We start from the raw sequence: 18630 nt of genomic DNA, 5'->3' as shown, positions 1-18630 counted from the left end.
GGCCTGGGGGGCTCGGGGCGGAGCCCCGCCTCCCAGCCTCTCCGGCGTTTGAGGAGCGGAGCCCCGGAAGGGACAGGGGTAGCGGGGTGACAGGTGGGGATTCACTCTCTAGGGTGCCTGAATATGGATATGCACACTGTGGTGGTGGGGACGTCCGGAACGACCGCCGACGATGTCATCGCCGTGGCCCGCGGCACCGCGCGCATCGAGATCGACGAGGCGGCGCTCGACGCCGTCTCCGCGGCGCGGCAGGTGATCGACGACCTGGCGGCCAAGCCCGAGCCCGTCTACGGCGTCTCCACCGGTTTCGGCGCGCTGGCCGTGCGCCACATCAGCCCCGAGCTGCGCGCCCAGCTCCAGCGCAACATCGTGCGCTCGCACGCCGCCGGCATGGGCCCGCGGGTGGAGCGCGAGGTGGTGCGGGCGCTGATGTTCCTGCGGCTGAAGACGCTCGCGTCCGGCCGCACCGGCGTCCGGCCCGTCGTGGTGCAGACGATGGCCGCGCTCCTCAACGCGGGGATCACCCCCGTCGTGCACGAATACGGCTCGCTGGGCTGCTCCGGCGACCTGGCGCCACTGTCCCACTGCGCGCTGGCGCTGATGGGCGAGGGCGAGGCCGAGGGCCCCGACAAGGTCGTGCGGCCCGCCGCCGAGCTGCTGGCCGAGCACGGCATCGAGCCGGTCGAGCTCCGCGAGAAGGAGGGGCTCGCGCTGCTCAACGGCACGGACGGCATGCTCGGCATGCTGATCATGGCCTGCGCCGACCTCGCCCGGCTCTTCACCGTCGCCGATGTGACCGCCGCCCTCTCATTGGAGGCGCTGCTCGGCACGGACCGCGTCCTCGCACCCGAGCTGCACGCCATCCGCCCCCACCCGGGGCAGGCCGCCAGCGCCGCCAACATGCTGCGGGTGCTGGCGGGTTCGGGGCTCACCGGGCACCACCAGGACGATGCGCCGCGCGTCCAGGACGCGTACTCGATCCGCTGCGCCCCGCAGGTCGCGGGTGCCGGCCGGGACACCCTCGCGCACGCCCGGCTGGTCGCCGAGCGCGAGCTGGCCTCCGCCGTGGACAACCCCGTGGTGCTGCCGGACGGCCGGGTGGAGTCCAACGGCAACTTCCACGGCGCGCCCGTCGCGTACGTCCTGGACTTCCTGGCCGTCGCGGCGGCCGATCTCGCCTCGATCGCCGAGCGCCGCACCGACCGGCTGCTGGACAAGAACCGCTCCCACGGCCTGCCGCCCTTCCTGGCCGGCGACCCCGGCGTGGACTCGGGGCTGATGATCGCTCAGTACACCCAGGCCGCGCTGGTGAGCGAGATGAAGCGGCTCGCGGTGCCCGCCTCCGTCGACTCCATCCCGTCCTCCGCCATGCAGGAGGACCATGTCTCGATGGGCTGGTCGGCGGCGCGCAAGCTGCGTACGGCGGTGGACAGCCTGGCCCGCGTCCTGGCCGTCGAGCTGGTCGCCGCCACCCGGGGCATCGAGCTGCGCCAGGGGCTTGAGCCCGCGCCCGCGAGCCGGGCGGTGCTGGCGGCGGTGCGCCGGGCGGGCGTCGAGGGGCCGGGCGAGGACCGTTATCTGGCGCCCGACTTGGCGGCCGCGGACGCGTTCGTACGATCCGGAGAGCTGATCGAGGCCGTGGAGTCGGTGACCGGCCCCCTCAGCTGAGCGAGCCGTGGGGGGTGGGGGGCTGCGTCGATGTGCGGCTCCGCCGGCGGCTGTGTCGATATGCGGCTCCGCCGCGTGGGACCAGCCACGGCGCGGCCGCGGATGAACGACCGCACCCCGCGCCACTTCCCGCGGAGCGCTCAGTACGCCTCCGGGCGGGTGCGCCGCACGGAGGCGGTCACCATCGCCACACCCAGCCCCAGGAAGGCCGTGCCGCCGAAGAGGTACGGGGTGACGTCCACACTGCCGGTATCGGCCAGATCCCCGTCGGGCACGGCCTCGGTCCTGGGCCCGGACCCGGGCGAGCCCTCGGAGGTCCGCGAGGACGCCGATGACGATCCCGGGTCCTCCACGGTGGCGTTGGCGGACGGGACGAACCACAGGGCGCACAGCAGCGAACCGGCAGCGGCGGCGGTCAGCAGCGGTCGGCGTGCGGACAACGGCATCCTCCTTGAGGCTGCGGCAAATTGACCCCGTGCGCCGATCGTAGTGACAACTGCGGGTCGTGCGGAAGCGAGACGGGTCGGCCCCCTAACCTCCGTCGCATGACGAGTACCGAGACATCACGGTTTGTCCGGCTTCGCGTGGAGCTTGTAGTCGAGATCACCGACGCGGACCGGCTGCGGCGCGCGGCGTACGAGCGGATCGACGGCGACGAGTCCATGGCCGCGGAGGAGCGGGGCCACGCACACCGCATGGTGGAGTCGGACGAGGCCGAGGCGCTGGCCTATCTGGTCGAGCCGTTCGAACTGGTGGAGGAGGTGCCGGGGGTCGAACTGGCGCAGGCGTCCTGGAGCAGCGAGCACATCGACTACGATCCTCGCGCCGTCGAGTGGTCCGGGGCCTTCCCCGACCTGGATGAGGACGATTGAGCCCGGAGAGCCGCATTCCGGGCGACGAAGACGGCTGAGCCGTGCGGGTCCGGGTGCCGGTGGGTCTTACGCTTGACTGGCGCCTTTGCCAAGTGGTCTTGCGCACAGTTTTACTGTGCGTGGAACCGACCAAAAGGTACAGGCGTTCTTATCGGGCAGGTCCGGGGTTTCTGGGGTCCAGATCAAGATCCAGGTCAAATGGAGAAGCGTGTGATGACGGACGGCAAGCGCCGTAAGGGGCTGGTGGCCGTGGCCGCCGTGCTCGGCGGCGTACTCACTCTCGCCGCGTGCGGCGGGGATGGCGGCGGCGACGACGCCAAGAACGACGGGCACAAGTCTCAGTCGCAGGTCGACGAGGCGGCGGCCAAGGACGCGTCGGACGCCCACATCAAGATCACGCCAAAGGCCGGTGCGACGAACGCGGGCATCAACAGTGACACCAAGGTCACGGTGAGCGAGGGCAAGCTCACCTCCGTCACGATGACGTCCGCGGCGACCGGCAACACCGTGGCCGGGACCATATCGCCCGACAAGACGTCCTGGAAGCCGAGCGGGCAGCTGGAGCGAGCCACTCAGTACAAGATCAGGGCGTCCGCGGAGGACTCCAAGGGCCGTAAGGCGACCGAGAACTCGTCCTTCACCACCGTCTCGCCCTCCAACAGCTTCATCGCCAACTTCACGCCGGAGGACGGTTCCACGGTCGGCGTGGGCATGCCGGTGTCCATCCGCTTCGACAAGGCGGTGACCAACAAGAAGGACGTCGAGTCCCACATCAAGGTCACCTCCAGCAGCGGCCAGCAGGTGGTCGGCCACTGGTTCGGCGGCGACCGGCTCGACCTGCGCCCCAAGGACTACTGGAAGGCGGGCTCGACCGTCTCCCTGAAGCTGGACCTGGACGGCGTCGAGGCGTCGTCCGGTGTCAAGGGCGTCCAGGAGAAGACGGTCAACTTCAAGATCGGCCGCTCCCAGGTCTCCACGGTGGACGCGGCGACCAAGGAGATGAAGGTCGTCCGCGACGGCAAGCTGCTGAAGACCATCAAGATCTCCGCCGGCAGCCCCGATAACACGACCTACAACGGTCAGATGGTGATCTCCGAGAAGTTCAAGGAGACCCGGATGAACGGTGCCACGGTCGGCTTCACGGACGACGACGGCAAGGGCGAGTACGACATCAAGGACGTGCCCCACGCGATGCGGCTGTCCACCTCGGGCACCTTCATCCACGGCAACTACTGGGGCGCCAAGTCCATCTTCGGCAACGTCAACACCAGCCACGGCTGTGTCGGTCTGTCGGACACCAAGGGCGCGGGCGACCCCAACACGGACGGCGCCTGGTTCTACGACAACTCCCAGGTCGGTGACATCGTCATCGTGAAGAACTCCAAGGACAAGACCATCCAGCCGGACAACGGCCTCAACGGATGGAACATGGACTGGAGCCAGTGGGTGGCCGGAAGCGCGGTCGGCAGCGCCTGACCCACCCTCTACTCACCACCGCCGGGCGGCGGTCGGCCTTCGAGCCGGCCGCCGCCCGGCTTTGTGCGGCGGCCGGGTCCGGCGGTTCGCCGCGGCCGGGAAGCCGCGTGGCCGCGTTCACGGCCCGTCGGGGAACGGTTGCGCGCCGTAGCCGTCCGCGCCGAGTGGCGTGACGCCCGGGCCGGAGGAGAATGGGCCATGGGGGCATCCCGTACCGGCCGCGCACGGCCGGAAGTGGCGATACGGAGGCGGCCCCATGCCCGAAGTCACGTCCTATCAGCCCGGCACGCCCTGCTGGATCGATCTGATGGTCCCCGACCAACAGGCCGCCCTGGACTTCTACTCCGGGCTGTTCGGCTGGGAGGGAGAGGTCGGCCCTCCGGAGACCGGCGGCTATGCGACCTGGTCCCTGAGGGGCAAGCCCGTGGCGGGCGTGATGTCCGCGCAGTCGGTGGGCGAGGAGGCCCCGCCGCCGACCGTCTGGACCACCTACTTCTGCTCCGCCGACGCCCAGGCCACCTCGGAGTCCATCAGCCGGGCCGGCGGCACCGTGCTGATGCCGGTCATGGATGTGACGGACCTCGGGCGGATGCTGGTGGCGGCCGACCCGCTGGGCGCCGTCTTCGGCGTCTGGCAGCCGCTCGGCTTCCCCGGCGCGGGCCTCGTCAACGAGCCGGGCACGCTGATCTGGAACGAGCTCAACACCACCGACCGGGAGGCGGCTTCGGCCTTCTACGCGGAGGCGCTGGGCGTGGAGTCGACCCCCATGGAGGGCGAGGGCGCCGAGGGCTATTTCGCGCTCTCCGTCGACGGCCGCACGGTCGGCGGGCTCCAGCCGCTGCGGGAGGGGATGCCGCCGGAGGTGCCTCCGCAGTGGCTGGTCTACTTCGCCGTGGAGGACACCGACCGCATTTCGGCCAAAGTGTCCGCCGAGGGCGGCACGGTCCTCCGCCCGCCGTACGACATGGTCGCGGGCCGGATGTCGCTGGTGAAGGATCCGCAGGGGGCGCCGTTCGCCCTGATCGCCCCGAAGCCCATGAGTTGAGCCGGCGCGAGGCCCCTGGACCCCGGGCCTTGGCGCGGAGCCCCCGTCAGCCCCGCTTGAGGACGAAGTAGCCGGAGGTGGAGCCGACGGGCGTGTACGAGCTGCCCGGGTGGAGCTGCCCGGCGTACTCGATCACCTGCCGCTCGGTGCGCTCCGGCGGCTCCTGGAGGGCTATGTAGTCCGGCCGTATGTCCTGGGTGGCGCCGACCCACAGCACCCGGCAGCGGCTGGTGAGCCGGCTTATCGGCCCGACGTTGGCCTCCACCGTCGCCCCGTCCGGGATCCGGTCCAGCAGCCGCTCCACCGCCCGCGTCTGCGGCGACTTGTCGTATGTGGCGCCCTGGGTGAGGCCGTACAGCGGCATGGAGGACGACAGCGCCAGGGCCGCGCCGCACACCGCCGAGGGCAGCTGACGGGCGTACGAGGCGAGCCAGGGCCGGTGGGTGTCGCGGACCCGGTCCAGGGCGTCCACCAGGGCCAGCACGACGACCGGCATCAGCACCGCGCTGTAGTGCCAGTCCGTGCCCCAGTAGTGGTCGTCGTGGGAGAGGAAGCGCCAGCCGAGGGTGGGCACGGCGGCCAGCAACAGCGGGGAGCGCAACGCCAGCAGCCCGGTGGTCGGCAGCAGGATCCACAGCAGGGTGCGCAGCGCGGTGCCGAACGGGATCGTGCCGGTCTGCTCACCGCCGCTGCCGACTTTGTCCCAATAGTCGTACGACCCGGCGCCGTTGAAGCCGGGGATGACGACGCCGAGCGCGAGCGCCGAGACGGCGATGCCGAAGCCCATCAGCGCGACGGCGAGCGGGACGGCGCGGGGGCCGCGCTCCGGGTCGCGCCGGGCGCGGATCCAGACGACCGCGCCGATCGCGGCCACCGTGGCGCCCATGTCCTCCTTGACGAAGACCAGCGGGGCGGCCCACAGCAGCGCCGGGTACCAGCGCCCGCGGATCACCGCTTCCAGGGAGAAGGCGATGAGCGGAACGGCGAAGCAGATCTCGTGGAAGTCGAAGTCCACGGCGCGCTGGATGCCCCAGGACACCCCGTAGGCGATGCCGATCGCGAGCCCCCGGCCGCGCCCCAGCAGCCGGGCCGCGACGCGGGTGACGGGGACGGCGGAGACGGCGAACAGCGCCGCCTGCGCGACCAGCAGGGTGACCGGGCCGGGGAACAGCCGGTAGACGGGGCCGAGCAGGGCCGTTATGGGGCTGAAGTGGTCGCCGAGGATATTGGCGCCGGGGCCCTTGAGATCGGCTATGGGGGCCTGGAAGTGCGCGTACGCCCGTATCGCCTGCTCGAAGATGCCCAGGTCCCAGGACATGGTGGCCATGCGGCGGTAGCGGCAGACCGACAGCGCCGTGAAGGCGGCGAAGAGGGCGAGGGCCAGCCAGTACGGATCGGCCTTCGGCCGCCGCAGTACGCCTGCCCTCGCGAGAAGCCGGGTACGCCCCCCGATGGTGGCGGTCGCCCTCTCGGCGCCGGTGCCGGGCGGAGCGGTTGCGGCCGTGTCCATCCAGGGTCCTTATCGTGTGGGCGGTCTGTGCGAAAAGATACGCGAAGGGGGCGGGAAGGTTGCGGGGACGGTTTCGCATACCGATGCGAAGTTCGGTCGTGGTGCTGGCCGCGCTGCTGGCGGTCGGCGGCTGCAAGGCCGGTGACCAGGACGGCAAGGGCGCTGACGAGGGCGGGAGCGGCTCAAGCCGGCCCGCGGCGTCCGGCTCGGCCCTGGCGGCTGTGTCCTCGCTCACAGTCAAAGGCCGTGCGCCGAAGACGGGTTACGAGCGCAGCGAGTTCGGCAGTTCGTGGGTGGACACCGACGACAACGGCTGCGGGACCCGTGATGACATCCTCAAGCGCGACCTGAAGGACGTGAAGTTCCGCGACGGCCACTGCCTGGTCGTCTCGGGCACGCTCACCGACGAGCCGTACACCGGCCGCGATGTCCGGTTCGTCCGGGGCCACAGCAAGGTGGACATCGACCATGTGGTCGCGCTGTCGGACGCCTGGCAGAAGGGCGCCCAGAAGTGGGACCGGGACAAGCGCCTGGAGTTCGCCAACGATCCGCTCAATCTGATCGCCGTGGACGCCTCCGCCAACCGCCGTAAGGGCGACGGCGACACGGCGACCTGGCTGCCGCCCAACAAGGCGTACCGCTGTGACTATGTGGCGCACCAGGTGGCGGTGAAGAAGACGTACGGGTTGTGGGTGACCGGGGCCGAGAAGAGCGCGATGGAGCGGGTGTTGGGCGGCTGCCCCGGCATGAAGCTGCCCGCGCGCTCAGGTGGCCGCTAAGCGGTCTGCGGAAGTGCCCTGACCTGCTGTAGATCGTCTGCGGCTCGGTCGTGGCTGGTCGCGCCCACGCGGCGGAGCCGCACATCGACAAAGCCCGCGCCCCTTGAGGGCGCGGCCAGGAGGCTGACCAAGACCGTGGTGAATCGTTGTCCAAGCAGTGGCCTAGGCCGCGCCGACTCCATACCATCGATCAACGCCAGATCGTTTGTCGCGCCGCACGATCTCTGCCGGGAGGCTCAATGATCCGCCGCCGTACTGCGCTCACCGTCTCCGCCGCGTCCGCGCTGCTGCTCTCCGCGCCGCTGATCACCGCGTGCGGCGACGCCCCGCGGCCCGGTGCCGCGGCGGTCCTGGACGGTGGCCGGATCACCGTGTCCCAGCTCCAGGCGCAGGTCAAGGCCGTCCGGCAGGCGCAGAACAATGACCCGAGGGCGGCCCAGACGGTCGCGGGCAGCGGCCGGCTGAGCCAGGACACACTGATCCGGATGATCCAGTTCCGGGTGATTGAGCGGGCCGGTAAGGACAACGGGATCCACCCCACCCGCCGCGAGGTCCAGCGCGCCCGCTCCGCCGCCGAGAAGCAGAGCGGCGGGGCCACCGCCCTGCGCGCCCTCTATCTCCAGCAGGGCATCGCGCCCGGCGGGATCGACGAGGCGGTCCGGATGGACCTCACGCGCAACGCCCTGCTGCGGAAGCTGGGCACCTCCAAGGTCAATGAGGTGTTCACGCAGACCTCCAAGGCGCTCGACATCCGGGTGAACCCCCGCTACGGAAAGTGGGACAACGCCCAGGGCACCGCCGTCCTGGCCAAGGAGGCCTGGCTGCGCACCTCCGGCGGTACCCCCGAGCAGGCGTAAGTTACGTTGCAAGGGTGACCGCACCTGACTCGCCCGCCGCCGACGCCACCGCCCCCACCGGGCGCATCGTCCTTCTCACCACCAGCCACCGGGTGGCGCCCGGACTGCTGTCCTGGCCCGCCTGGCAGGCGCTGCGCGGCGCCGACCGGGTGCTCTCCGGCGACCCGGACCATCCGCAGCTGCCGTATCTGCGGGACGCGGGCGTCGAGGTGGAGCCGGGCGCGCCGGGCGCGCGCGAGCTGGTCGACTACTGCGTGGCGGGGGGCGGCCGCACGGCCGTCTTGATCACCTCCGCCGAGGGCGAGTCCGAGCTGACCGACGGGCTGGCGCGGCTGGCCGGATCCGGCCGCGAGGCGATGCCGGACCTGGAGCTGCTGCCCGGTTCCTACGATCTGCCGGGCGCGCGGCTGCTCGATCTGGTGCAGGTCATGGACCGGATCCGCGCCGAGTGCCCGTGGAGCGGCACCCGGACCAACGAGGAGCTGGTGAAGTACGGCATCGAGGAGGCGTACGAACTCGTCGAGGCCATCGAGGAGGGCGACCGAGAGGCGCTGCTCGAGGAGCTCGGCGATGTGCTGCTCCAGGTCGTCTTCCACGCCCGGATCGCCCAGGACGACCCCGAGCACCCGTTCTCGATCGACGATGTGGCGGGCGGCATCGTGGAGAAGCTGATTCACCGCCATCCCCATGTCTTCGGCGACGAGGCCGCCGAGACCCCGGAGGACGTCCGGCGCCACTGGCTGCGGACCAAGGCGGCCGAGAAGCGGCGCGATTCGGTCACCGAAGGGGTGCCGCTCGGTCAGCCCTCGCTCGCGCTGACCGCCAAACTGGCCTCCCGCGCCCGGATGGCCGGGCTGGACGTGGCCCTGCCGGACGGGGCGGGCATCGGCTATGAGCTGCTGGCGCTCGCGGTGCGGGCCGAGGCGGACGGCGTGGACCCGGAGGCGGCGCTGCGCGCGGCGGCCCGCGCCTACCGTGACGCGATCCGGGCGGCGGAGGGCTCCGCGGCGCGGTGACGCGGGGCCGGATGTGACGCGGGGCCGGGTGTGATGCGGGCCGGGTGTGATGCGGGTCGGGTATGACGCGGGTCGGGTGTGACGCGGGTGGGGCCGGAGTGATATCCGGGCGGGTCCGGGTACCCGGCCGTCATGGATACGTACACCGAGGATCTCGCCGTGACCCGGGACCTGCTGGTCGGGACGGGGCCGTTCATCGTCGGGCTGGTGGTCGTGATCCTGTGCTTCGGGGCCGTGTGGTGGGGGATACGGATACGGGCCCGTGAGCCGGTCCCGCCCCAGCAGCCGCAGCGCCGCGCCGGTTCCTGGCAGAAGGCCCAGGAGGCCGACCACGAGGCGCGGGCGGCGGGCCATGGTCCGGGGCACCAGGACGACGAGGACAGCGTCGGCTATGTCACCCAGAACCGCGAGCCCCATGAGGTGGATCGGGACGGCCGCCGCCGGTTCCCGTCCGAGCTGGGCGGCTCCGGGACCCGCGACTCCGGCAAGCGCGGCACCGAGGACCGGCCCACCTGGCGCGAGGGCAGCAGCGGCTCGTTCGGCAACGGCTGAGCGGTGTGGGCGCGTGGCGCGTGCGTACGACGACGCGGGCCCGCCACCGGTGGTGTCCGGTGCCGGGCCCGCGCGCGGTCGTGCCGAGGTCAGCGCCTGACGGGCACCGGCTCCAGCGTGGCGCGGAAGTGGCGCAGGATCGGGGACTGCTCGGTGATCCGGAAGCCGTACACCTGGTCCGCGTTCTTGGCGATCTTCGCGAGCGTCTCGCCCACGTGGTCGTAGTGGCTGCGGGTGTAGACCCGGCGCGGCAGGGCGAGCCTGACCAGCTCGTACGGCGCGCTCTTGATCGGGTTGCCGTGCTCGTCCTCCTCGCCGAGGTAGAGCGACCCCAGCTCGGCCGAGCGGATGCCGCCCTCCAGGTAGAGCTGGCAGGCCAGGGCGTGGCCGGGGTAGTTGTGCGGCGGGATGTGCGGCAGCAGCCGACCGGCGTTGAGGTAGAGCGCGTGCATGCCCGGGGGCTCGACGATGTCCACGCCCGCGGCGCGGACCCGGTGGGCGAGGTGGGAGGCGATCTCGGCGCGCTCGGCGAGATAGCTCACCTCGGTCACCTCGGTCAGCCCCTGCGCCATCATGTCGAGGTCGCGTCCGGCCAGACCGCCGTAGGTCGCGAACCCCTCGGTGGCGATGAGGAGCAGCTCGCACTTCTGGGCGAGCTCCGGGTCGTTGGTGCCGATGAAGCCGCCGATGTGGACGATGCCGTCCTTCTTGGCGCTCATCATGCAGCCGTCCGCCAGGCGGAACGCCTCCTCCGCGACCTGCCGGGGGGTGCGGTCGCGGTAGCCCTGCTCATGGCGGGTGACCAGCCAGGCGTTCTCGGCGAACCGGGCCGCGTCCAGGAAGAGCGGCACCCCGTGCTGACGGCACAGGGCGGCCGTCCGCTTGAGGTTCTCCATGGACACGGGCTGCCCGCCGCCGCCGTTGTTGGTGATGGTCATGACGACCACGGCGACCCGGGAGCCATCGGGCCCGGACAGCGTCCGGGCGAGCGCGTCCAAGTCGATGTTGCCCTTGAACGGGTCGGTGCTGTCGAGGTTCTTGGCCTCGGGGCACGGCAGGTCGCGCGCCTCGGCCTCGTTCAGCTCGACATTGGCCCGGGTGGTGTCGAAGTGGGTGTTCGACAGCACGAGGTCGCCGCGCTCCAGCAGGGTGGTGAACAGCACGCGCTCTGCCGCGCGCCCCTGGTGGGCGGGGAGGATATGGGCGTAGCCGGTGAGCTCGGTGACCGTCTCGTGGAAGCGGTAGAACGAGCGGGAGCCCGAGTAGGACTCGTCGCCCGCCATCCCGGCGGCGAGCTGGGCGGCGGACAGCGCCCCGGTGCCCGAGTCGGTGAGCAGGTCGATGGTCACCTCTTCGGCGCGCAGGTCGAAGAGGTTGTAGTTGACACGCTTCAGCGCCGCTTCGCGCTGCTGCCGTGTGGTGACGGGTATCGGTTCGACAACCTTGATCCTGTACGGCTCCACGCTGCCCCTGCTTCCTGTCTGTTCGTCGTTCGGTGTTTCGGCGTGCTCGGCGTGCGGTGTCCCGGAGTTGGGTGTCCCGGCGTGCTCGGTGTTCGATGTACCGGCGGAGTTCAGAGCCGGGCCCGTACCCGGTCACGGGTGGGGGCCGGCTCGCGGGGCGGCCGGGTCTGGTACGCCTCGGAGGAGACGTAGACGGTCACCCGCCGCGGCCGGCCGTGCTGGTGGACCAGTGCCAGATAGGCGATCAGGCCCACGCCGTCGCCGAGGGGACGCGGGCTCACGGCGGCCAGCGCCCGGTCGAGGGCCGCGCTGTCCATGCCATTGCTGCGCAGCACGGCCACGGCCCGCTCCCGCGCCTCGCCGTCGTGCCGGACGTAGTCGCGGACGGGCACGTGGAGCGTGTATCCGCTGGGCAGCCCGGTCGCCGTCTCCGTGAAGGAGTGGCAGGTGAGGGCGGGGCGCCCGGCGAGCCGGTCGGCGCCCTCGTCGTCGGCGAAGTCCCCGGCGGGGAGGGCGCCGACGGTGCGGAAGAACTCCTCCAGCCGCTCCCGGCCCGGTGCGGGGGTCATCCGGGGCAGGGAACCCGCCTCGGCGGGGGACAGCCCGGGGTGTTTGAGGTAGACCTTCACCCGCGGGGCGTCCCAGTCGCCGAGGTCCAGGGCGAAGAACGGGAAGCCCTCCGCCCGGGGCAGCGAGTCGAACGCCTGGCCGTGGCCCAGCCTCGCCAGCGCCTCGCGGACCGTCTCGGCGGCCCGGTCGGCGCCGTTCGCCGAGGGGTTGAGATAGACCTTGACCCCGGGGACGCCGCCGGGGCGGAGCTCCAGGGCGCACCACAGGGCCAGCGGGCCCTCGGGGGACGGCGGGAGGAACAGGTCCTCGATCCGGTCGAGCTGGTCGGTCGAGAACCCCCAGCGGTCCGCCATGGCGTGAATCGATCGCAGACCGGCCCGGCCGTTCTCCGCCAGGTCGTCCCCGCTGGAGCAGCCCGGCTCCACCAGCACCCGCAGGTCCGGGGTCTGGCCCGGCAGGAAGGCCAGGGAGAACTCGACGGGGCTGTGGTCGTCGGAGAGAAAGGTGTGCGACGGGGGCGGCAGCGCCAGCGGCCGTCCGGCCGTGGCCCCCAGACTCTCGATCAGCACACCCGTGTACGCGGCCGTATCGGCCTCGCTCAGCCCCGCGACGTGGCACAGCCGGGTCAGCTGGCCCGTGGCGAGGTCACCGAGCAGTGCCTCACCCGAACTGAATCCGTTCATCGAACCTCCCGCTGAATCGAGAGGAACGGCTGTTTTGGTTTAGGCGGTGGGGATACCCGGTGTTCCCGTACCACGAGAAGATACCCGCCCCGTGGGGCGGGTATCTGGGTTCCCATCGCGTGTGCTTCCGCGAAATTAGGGTAGGTGTTCGATTGGCCGCGGGTGTGGGGGTGCGGTCGGGATATGAGTGGTGCCGCTGATCGTCGACCGACAGTGATGTCGCCGGCGGCGGGAGACCTCACGACAGCTCCTCTTAGATTTTGGCCAACATAAATTGCGCAACACTGCCTACCCGTTCAGTTGAACATTCATGCGGTATGAAATGGGTTCCCGATGTGACCTAGATCACGCTCGCCACCATGAGAGGAACGAACTCCACAAGCCGCCCTTCTCCTGCTTGTTCTGGGTGTGGGCGCGATGGTCGCCCGTGGGGATCTGTTGCTGCGTAACGGGCTTTTTTTCCGTACGTATCGGAGTGAATCGGGCAGGCAGCGCGGTCAGCCCTCGGTTGAATGGGCCGGGGCGCCAGGTCAGGCTCGACTCGTGCACCGCGAGCTCGATGTCCGGCAGCTTGTTGAGCAGTTTCTCGATGGCCACCACGCCGATGAGCTGAGAGGTGTCCTTGGCCGGGCAGGCGTGCGGACCGGCGCTCCATGCCAGGTGAGCGCGCTTGCTGAGCTGCTGCCGGGAGGCGGACAGCGCGGGGTCGCTGTTCGCGGCCGCGATGGAGATCAGCACCAGCTCACCCGCCCGCAGCCGGGTCCCGGCGAAGTCCACATCGGTAACCGGGTAATGCGGAGCGTAATTGGCCATCGGCGGGCTGTTCCACAGCACATCGTCGAGGGCGTCCTCGACCAGCAGCCCGGCCCCTGCGTACCGCTCGTCCGAGAGCAACAGCAGCAGCGCATTGGCGATGAGATTCCGCTGCGGCTCGGCACCGGCCCCCAGCAGCAGCACCAGCTGATGAGCCATTTCCTCATCATTCAGCTGGGCATGGTGCTGCATAAGCCAGGAGGTGACATCGTCACCGGGCTGCTTGCGCTTCAATGCGACGAGTTCGCCGACGCTCTGGCCGAGCACCTCGTTCGCCTTCTCCGCATTGATTCCGTCAAAAATACCGGAGATGCCGAAGATAACCCGGTCGCCGATCTCCGCCGGGCATCCGAAAAGCTCATTGAAAACAAACAGCGGCAGCAGTTTGGCATAATCGTTGAGCAGATCGGCCGAGCCGCGGGAGAGGAACTGGTCCATCAGATAGTCCGCGACGCGTTCGACATGGCGGCTCAGCCGATGCGTATCCACCCGGGCCAGGCTGTCGGTCACCGCCTGACGCAGGCGCATATGCTCGGCGCCGTCGGTGAACATGCAGTTCGGCCGGTACTCCAGCAACGGGACGACCGGATTGTCCCGGGTGACCTTGCCCTCGTTGTAGTCACGCCAGCGGCGCGAGTCCTTCCGGAAGGTGTCCGGGTTCTGTAGCAGCTGGAGCGCCGCCGAGTAGTCCGTGACCAGCGTGGCCTCGACGCCCGGGGAGAGCTCCACCGGCGCGGCCGGGCCGTACGAGCGCATATAGGTGTAGTAGGCACCCGGATCGGCGGCGAACTCCGTCCCGTACAGCGGCACCCGCTTGCCACTGCCATGGGCGGGGCAGCCGGGTGGTGGCGCCGCCGGAAAATCCGATTGCATGTTCATCAGGTGCTCCTAGCGGGTACGTTCCTGTAGGTAACGGACAAGCGTGATCAGCGCGTTGGCCGATGACTTCTCGTCACGTGCGTCACAGGTGACGATCGGGGTCTCGGGCAGCAGGTCGAGCGCCTCGCGCAATTCGTCGTCGGGGCGGGCCGGCGTGCCGTCGAAGTGGTTGACGGAAATCGCATAGGGCAGTCCGTAGTGCTCCACCAGGTCGATCACCGGGAAGGATTCCTTGAGCCGTTCGGGATCGACGAGGATCAGTGCCCCGAGAGCGCCTCGGGTCATGTCCTCCCACACCTGGACGAAGCGCTCCTGTCCGGGTGTGCCGAAGAGATACAGGACAAGTCTGTCGCTGAGCGTGAGCCGGCCGAAGTCCATGGCCACGGTGGTCGTGGTCTTGCCCCGGGTGCCCATGAGGTCGTCGACATGGGCTCCGGCCTGAGTCATCCGCTCCTCGGTGCGCAGCGGAGGAATCTCGGACATGGTGCCGATGAACGTCGTCTTTCCGACCGCGAAATGCCCCACGACCAGGATCTTGGCCGCGATCTGCACCGCTTCGTTCAGATAGACGTCATCATCCGAAACGGGCCTGGAGCCCATCCAGCACCTCCTGAAGGAGCGAAACGTCGACAAGCTGCGCGGGAGGCGCGGGTGCACGGGTGATGAGGTAGCCGTCCGTGGAGAGATCGGACAGCAGGACCTTCACGATGCCGATCGGAAGTCCCATGTGTCCGGCTATCTCCGCGACCGAGAGATAACCACCCGAGCACAGCTCCAGGAGCCCGCGCTTCTCCGGGTCGAGATGGCTGGGGGGTCTCTCTTCGGAGGCGGTGACCAGCGTGATCAAGTTGAACTGGTCGTTCTCCGGCAGCCCTCGACCGTTGGTGATGACGTACGGTCGCACTAACTGAGCGGATTCGGGCTCCTGCTCGCCTGGCGCCGTCATGCCTGAATTCCGGTGTTTTCGCGAGGTGGTGTGGTCAGCGCCTTGCCGAGTTGCCCGACAAGCTGCTGCATCCGGAAGGTGATGTCGGCCATGTCGACATCGGGCGCCGAGGAGACCGCCAGATACGCACCCTCACCCGCGGAGATGAGGAAGACCCAGCCACCGTCGAACTCCACCAGGGTCTGGCGCCACGTCATATGGGGGCCACCGCAGAAGCCGGCCATGGTGCGGCTCAGCGACTGGATGCCGCTCATCGCCGCCGCGACGGTGTCGGCCTCGTCCTTTTTGACCTCTTGAGAACGGGCCATCAGCAGACCGTCGGCGGAAACCAGGATCGCATGACGAGCACCTGGTACTTCCAGGGCGCTCTCAAGCATCCATGACAGGTCGTTGTTCACTGAGGATCATGCCCTTCCCTGCTCGGGTTTGCTGCTGAGCGGCCGGACTGAGTGCCGCGCTGGAACGCGCCCATGATCGATGCGGTTTCCTCGCTCGTCCGGGCCGCGGCAGTGGCGTCCGCTCTCGGGACGATGGAAATCGCGCCCTTACGGCGGCGCTTGGGCAGGCCCCCGGCGGTGGAACCGCCCACGGTGGAACTGGTCATGGTGGAACCGCTCGGCTCCGACTGCTCGGCCGCTGCGGGAGCGTGGGTCGTCGGCTGCACTTCCGGCTCGGGCATATTGGTCAGAAGGTCCTCGGGGAGAAGCACGACCGCGCGCACACCACCGTACGGAGAGGTCGAATCGACGGACACCGTGAAGCCGTAGCGCGCGGCGAGCACACCGATCACCGCGAAACCGAACTGCGGCGGATTGCCCAGTCCCGTTACACCGGTGGCATGGGTGGCCGAGAGCAGCTTGTCCGCCCGGTTCTTCTCCTCCTCGTTCATACCGACGCCGGCGTCGTCGATGATGACGCAGACGCCCTTGGGGACGGTGCGGATGGTGATGTCGATGGGCGAGTCGGGCGCGGAGTAACTGGTCGCGTTGTCCAAAAGCTCGGCCAGCGCCAGCGCGACCGGTTCCACGGCCCGGCTGACCAGGGCGAAATTGCTCTGCGAGCGGATTTCCACCCGGGTGTAGTGACGGATGCGGCCCTTGGCGCTGCGCACCACGTCGTACACCGAGGCAACGGCTCGCTGCCGACCCAGCCAGCCGTCACAGAGCACCGCGATGGACTGCGCACGCCGACCGAACTGCGAGTTCATATGGTCGATCTCCAGGAGGTCCTGGAGAAGCTGGTGCTCGCCGTACTTGTCCTGCGTCTTGGAGATGGCCAGCTGCTGCTCGTTGGCGAGACCCTGAAGGGTTCGCATGGCGGACTTCAGCGCGCTCTTGGTGGCCTCTTCGGCGCGGTTCTGTGCCTCCTGCACCGCCTCGGCGTAATTGTTCTCGAGGTCGGCCGCGCGTTTCTCTAGCTCCGCCCGCTCCCGGCGCAGATTCGCTCGCGTCTTTCGCCCGCGGATAATGGCGGTTGCGGCGAGAGGCGTGCCAGCGATCAGGGCCCAGAGCGCTGGATCCTGTAGATATTGCGTCATTGAGACTCTCTTTAAACGACTAGACCGCCAGGGACTTTAGGGAGGTGTGGTGCGTTATGCGTCTGGAATGGTCGGGGCGGCGGTAAGTCAGCGCTCGTACGGCGCCCGCGGGTTCCGGGGACGTCGCACTCGTCTTGCCGACGGCAGCGCACAGGCGTCGGTGCGCCGGAACGGCTCCGTATGCCCGACTGGCGGCATAATGCTCCTCAGAGTGGGGATCCTCTCGGCGTGATGTGCCGGATCGCCGTGTGTCTTACGCGCCCTTGGCTCGCCTGGCAAGCGCGGTGATCGTATCACCGGTATCACTGGGCCCCGTGCATGTGCCCCAGTCCCATTCGTTCACCTGACGGCGTTTCAGCCACACCCCCAGTTCATCGCGTTGACCGACGTCAGGGCGGGTCCCGGCGGATCGTAACGGGGCGGCGCGGGCATCCGCTGAAGGGCGGTCCCAGCCATCAGATATCCGGGCATTCGGCCCCGGCTGTGCGCGGGTGGTGAAGGGTGTGTGGAGATGAATGGGGAATTCCGCTAGACATTCATCCCGGTCATGACTCCCATATTCTCTTTGTTCTTCTTATTCCCTTATTTCTCTTGTCTGTGGTTACTTCCGGCAGACCGAGGGGGGAGCGGCCCCTCGCCGGTATCGTCGGGGGGTGTCGGAACAGCCCCGTGACAGCTCCGCTCCCACCCTCTTCACCTGGGAGTTCGCCAGCGATCCCTACCCCGCGTACGCCTGGCTACGCGAACACGCCCCGGTGCACCGGACCACGTTGCCCAGTGGTGTGGACGCCTGGCTGGTGACCCGTTACGCCGACGCCAGAAAGGCGCTGGCCGATCCCCGGCTCTCGAAGAACCCCCAGCGGCACAGTGCGGCGGCCCACGCCAAGGGCAAGGTGGGCATCCCGGGCGAACGCCGCGCCGAGCTGATGACACATCTGCTCAATATCGACCCTCCCGACCACACCCGGCTGCGGCGGCTGGTCTCGAGGGCGTTCACCCCGCGCCGGGTGGCCGCGTTCGCCCCCCGGGTGCAAACGCTCACCGATCAGCTCATCGACGCCTTCGAAGAGAGGGGAGAGGCGGATCTCATCCATGAGTTCGCCTTCCCCCTCCCCATCTACGCCATCTGCGATCTGCTCGGGGTGCCGCGCGAGGACCAGGACGACTTCCGGGACTGGGCGGGCGCGATGATCCGGCACGGCGGCGGCCCGCGCGGCGGAGTGGCCCGCGCGGTGAAGAGGATCCGGGCGTATCTGGGCGAGCTGATCCACCGCAAGCGCCTGGAACTCGCGGAGCGCAGGGAAGAAGAGGACGGGGAGGATCTGATCTCGGGGCTGATCCGGGCGAGCGACCACGGTGAGCACCTCACCGAGAACGAGGCCGCGGCCATGGCCTTCATCCTTCTCTTCGCCGGCTTCGAGACGACCGTCAATCTCATCGGCAACGGCGTCTACGCGCTGCTGCGCCATCCGGAGCAGCGCGCCCTCATGCGGCGGGCCATGGAAGAAGGGGACGAGCGGCTGCTCGCCGCCGGGGTCGAGGAACTGCTCCGCTACGACGGACCCGTGGAGATCGCCACCTGGCGGTTCGCCACCGAGCCGCTCACCCTCGCCGGGCAGCACATCGCCGAGGGGGAGCCGGTGCTGGTGGTGCTCGCCGCGGCCGACCGGGACCCCGAACGGTTCGCGGAGCCGGACGTCCTCGATCTCACCCGCCGGGACAATCAGCACCTCGGCTACGGCCACGGCATCCATTACTGTCTGGGCGCCCCGCTGGCCCGGCTGGAGGCCCAGACCGCGATCGCCACCCTGCTGCGGCGGCTGCCCGGGCTGCGGCTCGCGGAGGATCCGGACGAGCTGCGGTGGCGCGGCGGGCTGATCATGCGCGGGCTGCGCACGCTCCCGGTGACCTGGAATTCCGCGGACGGCTGAGCCCCGCGAAACGGGCGGCTGCGGCCCCCAAGG

Annotated in this window: 18 protein-coding genes; 9 read left to right on the top strand and 9 right to left on the bottom strand. The window is 69.6% G+C overall.

Annotation, left to right across the window (positions count from 1 at the left end; translation table 11 throughout):
- The first annotated feature begins 123 nt into the window (after positions 1-123).
- Complete coding sequence (gene hutH, locus KHP12_RS23390; RefSeq protein ID WP_211833657.1) at positions 124-1668, top strand: histidine ammonia-lyase; 1545 nt, start codon at positions 124-126, stop codon at positions 1666-1668.
- 140 nt (positions 1669-1808) lie between these two features.
- Here the strand turns inward: hutH and KHP12_RS23385 are convergent, their stop codons facing one another.
- Positions 1809-2114, bottom strand: coding sequence for a hypothetical protein (locus KHP12_RS23385; protein ID WP_037954470.1), 306 nt, complete (start codon positions 2112-2114; stop codon positions 1809-1811).
- A 99-nt stretch (positions 2115-2213) separates the two neighbouring features.
- Here KHP12_RS23385 and KHP12_RS23380 point away from each other — a divergent pair, with 99 nt between their 5' ends.
- The 3 genes from KHP12_RS23380 to KHP12_RS23370 all read left to right on the top strand — a co-directional run bounded on the left by KHP12_RS23380 (position 2214) and on the right by KHP12_RS23370 (position 5061).
- A complete protein-coding gene (locus KHP12_RS23380) occupies positions 2214-2540 on the top strand; it encodes a hypothetical protein (RefSeq protein ID WP_078559287.1) in 327 nt (108 codons plus the stop codon).
- 198 nt (positions 2541-2738) lie between these two features.
- Positions 2739-4016: a L,D-transpeptidase gene (locus KHP12_RS23375; protein ID WP_086884330.1), complete on the top strand. Its 1278-nt coding sequence runs from the start codon at positions 2739-2741 to the stop codon at positions 4014-4016.
- A 256-nt stretch (positions 4017-4272) separates the two neighbouring features.
- On the top strand, positions 4273-5061 hold the full coding sequence (locus KHP12_RS23370; RefSeq protein ID WP_086884331.1) for a VOC family protein: 789 nt from the start codon (positions 4273-4275) through the stop codon (positions 5059-5061).
- A 46-nt stretch (positions 5062-5107) separates the two neighbouring features.
- Here KHP12_RS23370 and KHP12_RS23365 read toward each other — a convergent pair whose 3' ends face one another.
- A complete protein-coding gene (locus KHP12_RS23365) occupies positions 5108-6571 on the bottom strand; it encodes a DUF2079 domain-containing protein (RefSeq protein WP_211833655.1) in 1464 nt (487 codons plus the stop codon).
- 83 nt (positions 6572-6654) lie between these two features.
- Here KHP12_RS23365 and KHP12_RS23360 point away from each other — a divergent pair, with 83 nt between their 5' ends.
- From KHP12_RS23360 to KHP12_RS23345, 4 genes are all read left to right on the top strand, one after another.
- A complete protein-coding gene (locus KHP12_RS23360; RefSeq protein WP_167442671.1) occupies positions 6655-7350 on the top strand; it encodes an HNH endonuclease family protein in 696 nt (231 codons plus the stop codon).
- A 239-nt stretch (positions 7351-7589) separates the two neighbouring features.
- Positions 7590-8207: a SurA N-terminal domain-containing protein gene (locus tag KHP12_RS23355; RefSeq protein ID WP_086884333.1), complete on the top strand. Its 618-nt coding sequence runs from the start codon at positions 7590-7592 to the stop codon at positions 8205-8207.
- Between the two features lie 14 nt (positions 8208-8221).
- Positions 8222-9223, top strand: coding sequence for a nucleoside triphosphate pyrophosphohydrolase (locus KHP12_RS23350; protein ID WP_086884334.1), 1002 nt, complete (start codon positions 8222-8224; stop codon positions 9221-9223).
- A gap of 132 nt (positions 9224-9355) precedes the next feature.
- Positions 9356-9775 carry a DUF6479 family protein gene (locus tag KHP12_RS23345; protein ID WP_086884335.1) on the top strand — a complete coding sequence of 140 codons (420 nt, stop codon included), beginning with the start codon at positions 9356-9358 and terminating at the stop codon, positions 9773-9775.
- An 89-nt stretch (positions 9776-9864) separates the two neighbouring features.
- On the opposite strand, the gene KHP12_RS23340 is transcribed toward KHP12_RS23345, so the two are convergent.
- From KHP12_RS23340 to KHP12_RS23310, 7 genes are all read right to left on the bottom strand, one after another.
- Positions 9865-11238 carry a tryptophanase gene (locus KHP12_RS23340; protein ID WP_086884336.1) on the bottom strand — a complete coding sequence of 458 codons (1374 nt, stop codon included), beginning with the start codon at positions 11236-11238 and terminating at the stop codon, positions 9865-9867.
- A 110-nt stretch (positions 11239-11348) separates the two neighbouring features.
- Positions 11349-12491 (bottom strand): tryptophan dimethylallyltransferase family protein, encoded by a 1143-nt coding sequence (locus tag KHP12_RS23335; RefSeq protein WP_086884337.1) that lies wholly within the window; start codon positions 12489-12491, stop codon positions 11349-11351.
- Positions 12492-12836: 345 nt separating this feature from the next.
- Positions 12837-14183, bottom strand: a complete 1347-nt coding sequence (locus tag KHP12_RS23330; RefSeq protein ID WP_211833653.1) for a cytochrome P450 — start codon at positions 14181-14183, stop codon at positions 12837-12839.
- A 9-nt stretch (positions 14184-14192) separates the two neighbouring features.
- The gene (locus tag KHP12_RS23325; RefSeq protein WP_037954450.1) at positions 14193-14783 is read right to left on the bottom strand and encodes a GTP-binding protein; all 591 of its coding nucleotides are present in this window, start codon (positions 14781-14783) and stop codon (positions 14193-14195) included.
- Positions 14758-15129, bottom strand: coding sequence for a DUF742 domain-containing protein (locus KHP12_RS23320; protein WP_037954448.1), 372 nt, complete (start codon positions 15127-15129; stop codon positions 14758-14760). The genes KHP12_RS23325 and KHP12_RS23320 overlap by 26 nt, the downstream gene beginning before the upstream one ends.
- Positions 15126-15527, bottom strand: coding sequence for a roadblock/LC7 domain-containing protein (locus tag KHP12_RS23315; protein ID WP_037954446.1), 402 nt, complete (start codon positions 15525-15527; stop codon positions 15126-15128). The genes KHP12_RS23320 and KHP12_RS23315 overlap by 4 nt, the downstream gene beginning before the upstream one ends.
- On the bottom strand, positions 15524-16666 hold the full coding sequence (locus KHP12_RS23310) for a sensor histidine kinase (protein ID WP_086884339.1): 1143 nt from the start codon (positions 16664-16666) through the stop codon (positions 15524-15526). The genes KHP12_RS23315 and KHP12_RS23310 overlap by 4 nt, the downstream gene beginning before the upstream one ends.
- A 653-nt stretch (positions 16667-17319) precedes the next feature.
- On the opposite strand from KHP12_RS23310, the gene KHP12_RS23305 reads away from it, so the two are divergent.
- A complete protein-coding gene (locus tag KHP12_RS23305) occupies positions 17320-18597 on the top strand; it encodes a cytochrome P450 family protein (protein WP_086884340.1) in 1278 nt (425 codons plus the stop codon).
- Positions 18598-18630: the final 33 nt, after the last annotated feature.

The organism is Streptomyces asiaticus, assembly GCF_018138715.1.
Lineage (GTDB): Bacteria > Actinomycetota > Actinomycetes > Streptomycetales > Streptomycetaceae > Streptomyces > Streptomyces asiaticus.
This window is presented reverse-complemented; position numbering and strand designations above follow the sequence as displayed.

Bases quoted from the DNA above. Each gene is read 5' to 3' on its own strand.
- KHP12_RS23330 (WP_211833653.1), bottom strand. From the start codon at position 14,183: ATGAACATGCAATCGGATTTTCCGGCGGCGCCACCACCCGGCTGCCCC.
- KHP12_RS23345 (WP_086884335.1), top strand. From the start codon at position 9,356: ATGGATACGTACACCGAGGATCTCGCCGTGACCCGGGACCTGCTGGTC.
- KHP12_RS23355 (WP_086884333.1), top strand. From the start codon at position 7,590: ATGATCCGCCGCCGTACTGCGCTCACCGTCTCCGCCGCGTCCGCGCTG.
- hutH (WP_211833657.1), top strand. From the start codon at position 124: ATGGATATGCACACTGTGGTGGTGGGGACGTCCGGAACGACCGCCGAC.
- KHP12_RS23360 (WP_167442671.1), top strand. From the start codon at position 6,655: ATGCGAAGTTCGGTCGTGGTGCTGGCCGCGCTGCTGGCGGTCGGCGGC.
- KHP12_RS23320 (WP_037954448.1), bottom strand. From the start codon at position 15,129: ATGACGGCGCCAGGCGAGCAGGAGCCCGAATCCGCTCAGTTAGTGCGA.
- KHP12_RS23375 (WP_086884330.1), top strand. From the start codon at position 2,739: ATGGAGAAGCGTGTGATGACGGACGGCAAGCGCCGTAAGGGGCTGGTG.
- KHP12_RS23385 (WP_037954470.1), bottom strand. From the start codon at position 2,114: ATGCCGTTGTCCGCACGCCGACCGCTGCTGACCGCCGCCGCTGCCGGT.
- KHP12_RS23380 (WP_078559287.1), top strand. From the start codon at position 2,214: ATGACGAGTACCGAGACATCACGGTTTGTCCGGCTTCGCGTGGAGCTT.
- KHP12_RS23325 (WP_037954450.1), bottom strand. From the start codon at position 14,783: ATGGGCTCCAGGCCCGTTTCGGATGATGACGTCTATCTGAACGAAGCG.
- KHP12_RS23310 (WP_086884339.1), bottom strand. From the start codon at position 16,666: ATGACGCAATATCTACAGGATCCAGCGCTCTGGGCCCTGATCGCTGGC.
- KHP12_RS23370 (WP_086884331.1), top strand. From the start codon at position 4,273: ATGCCCGAAGTCACGTCCTATCAGCCCGGCACGCCCTGCTGGATCGAT.
- KHP12_RS23365 (WP_211833655.1), bottom strand. From the start codon at position 6,571: ATGGACACGGCCGCAACCGCTCCGCCCGGCACCGGCGCCGAGAGGGCG.
- KHP12_RS23335 (WP_086884337.1), bottom strand. From the start codon at position 12,491: ATGAACGGATTCAGTTCGGGTGAGGCACTGCTCGGTGACCTCGCCACG.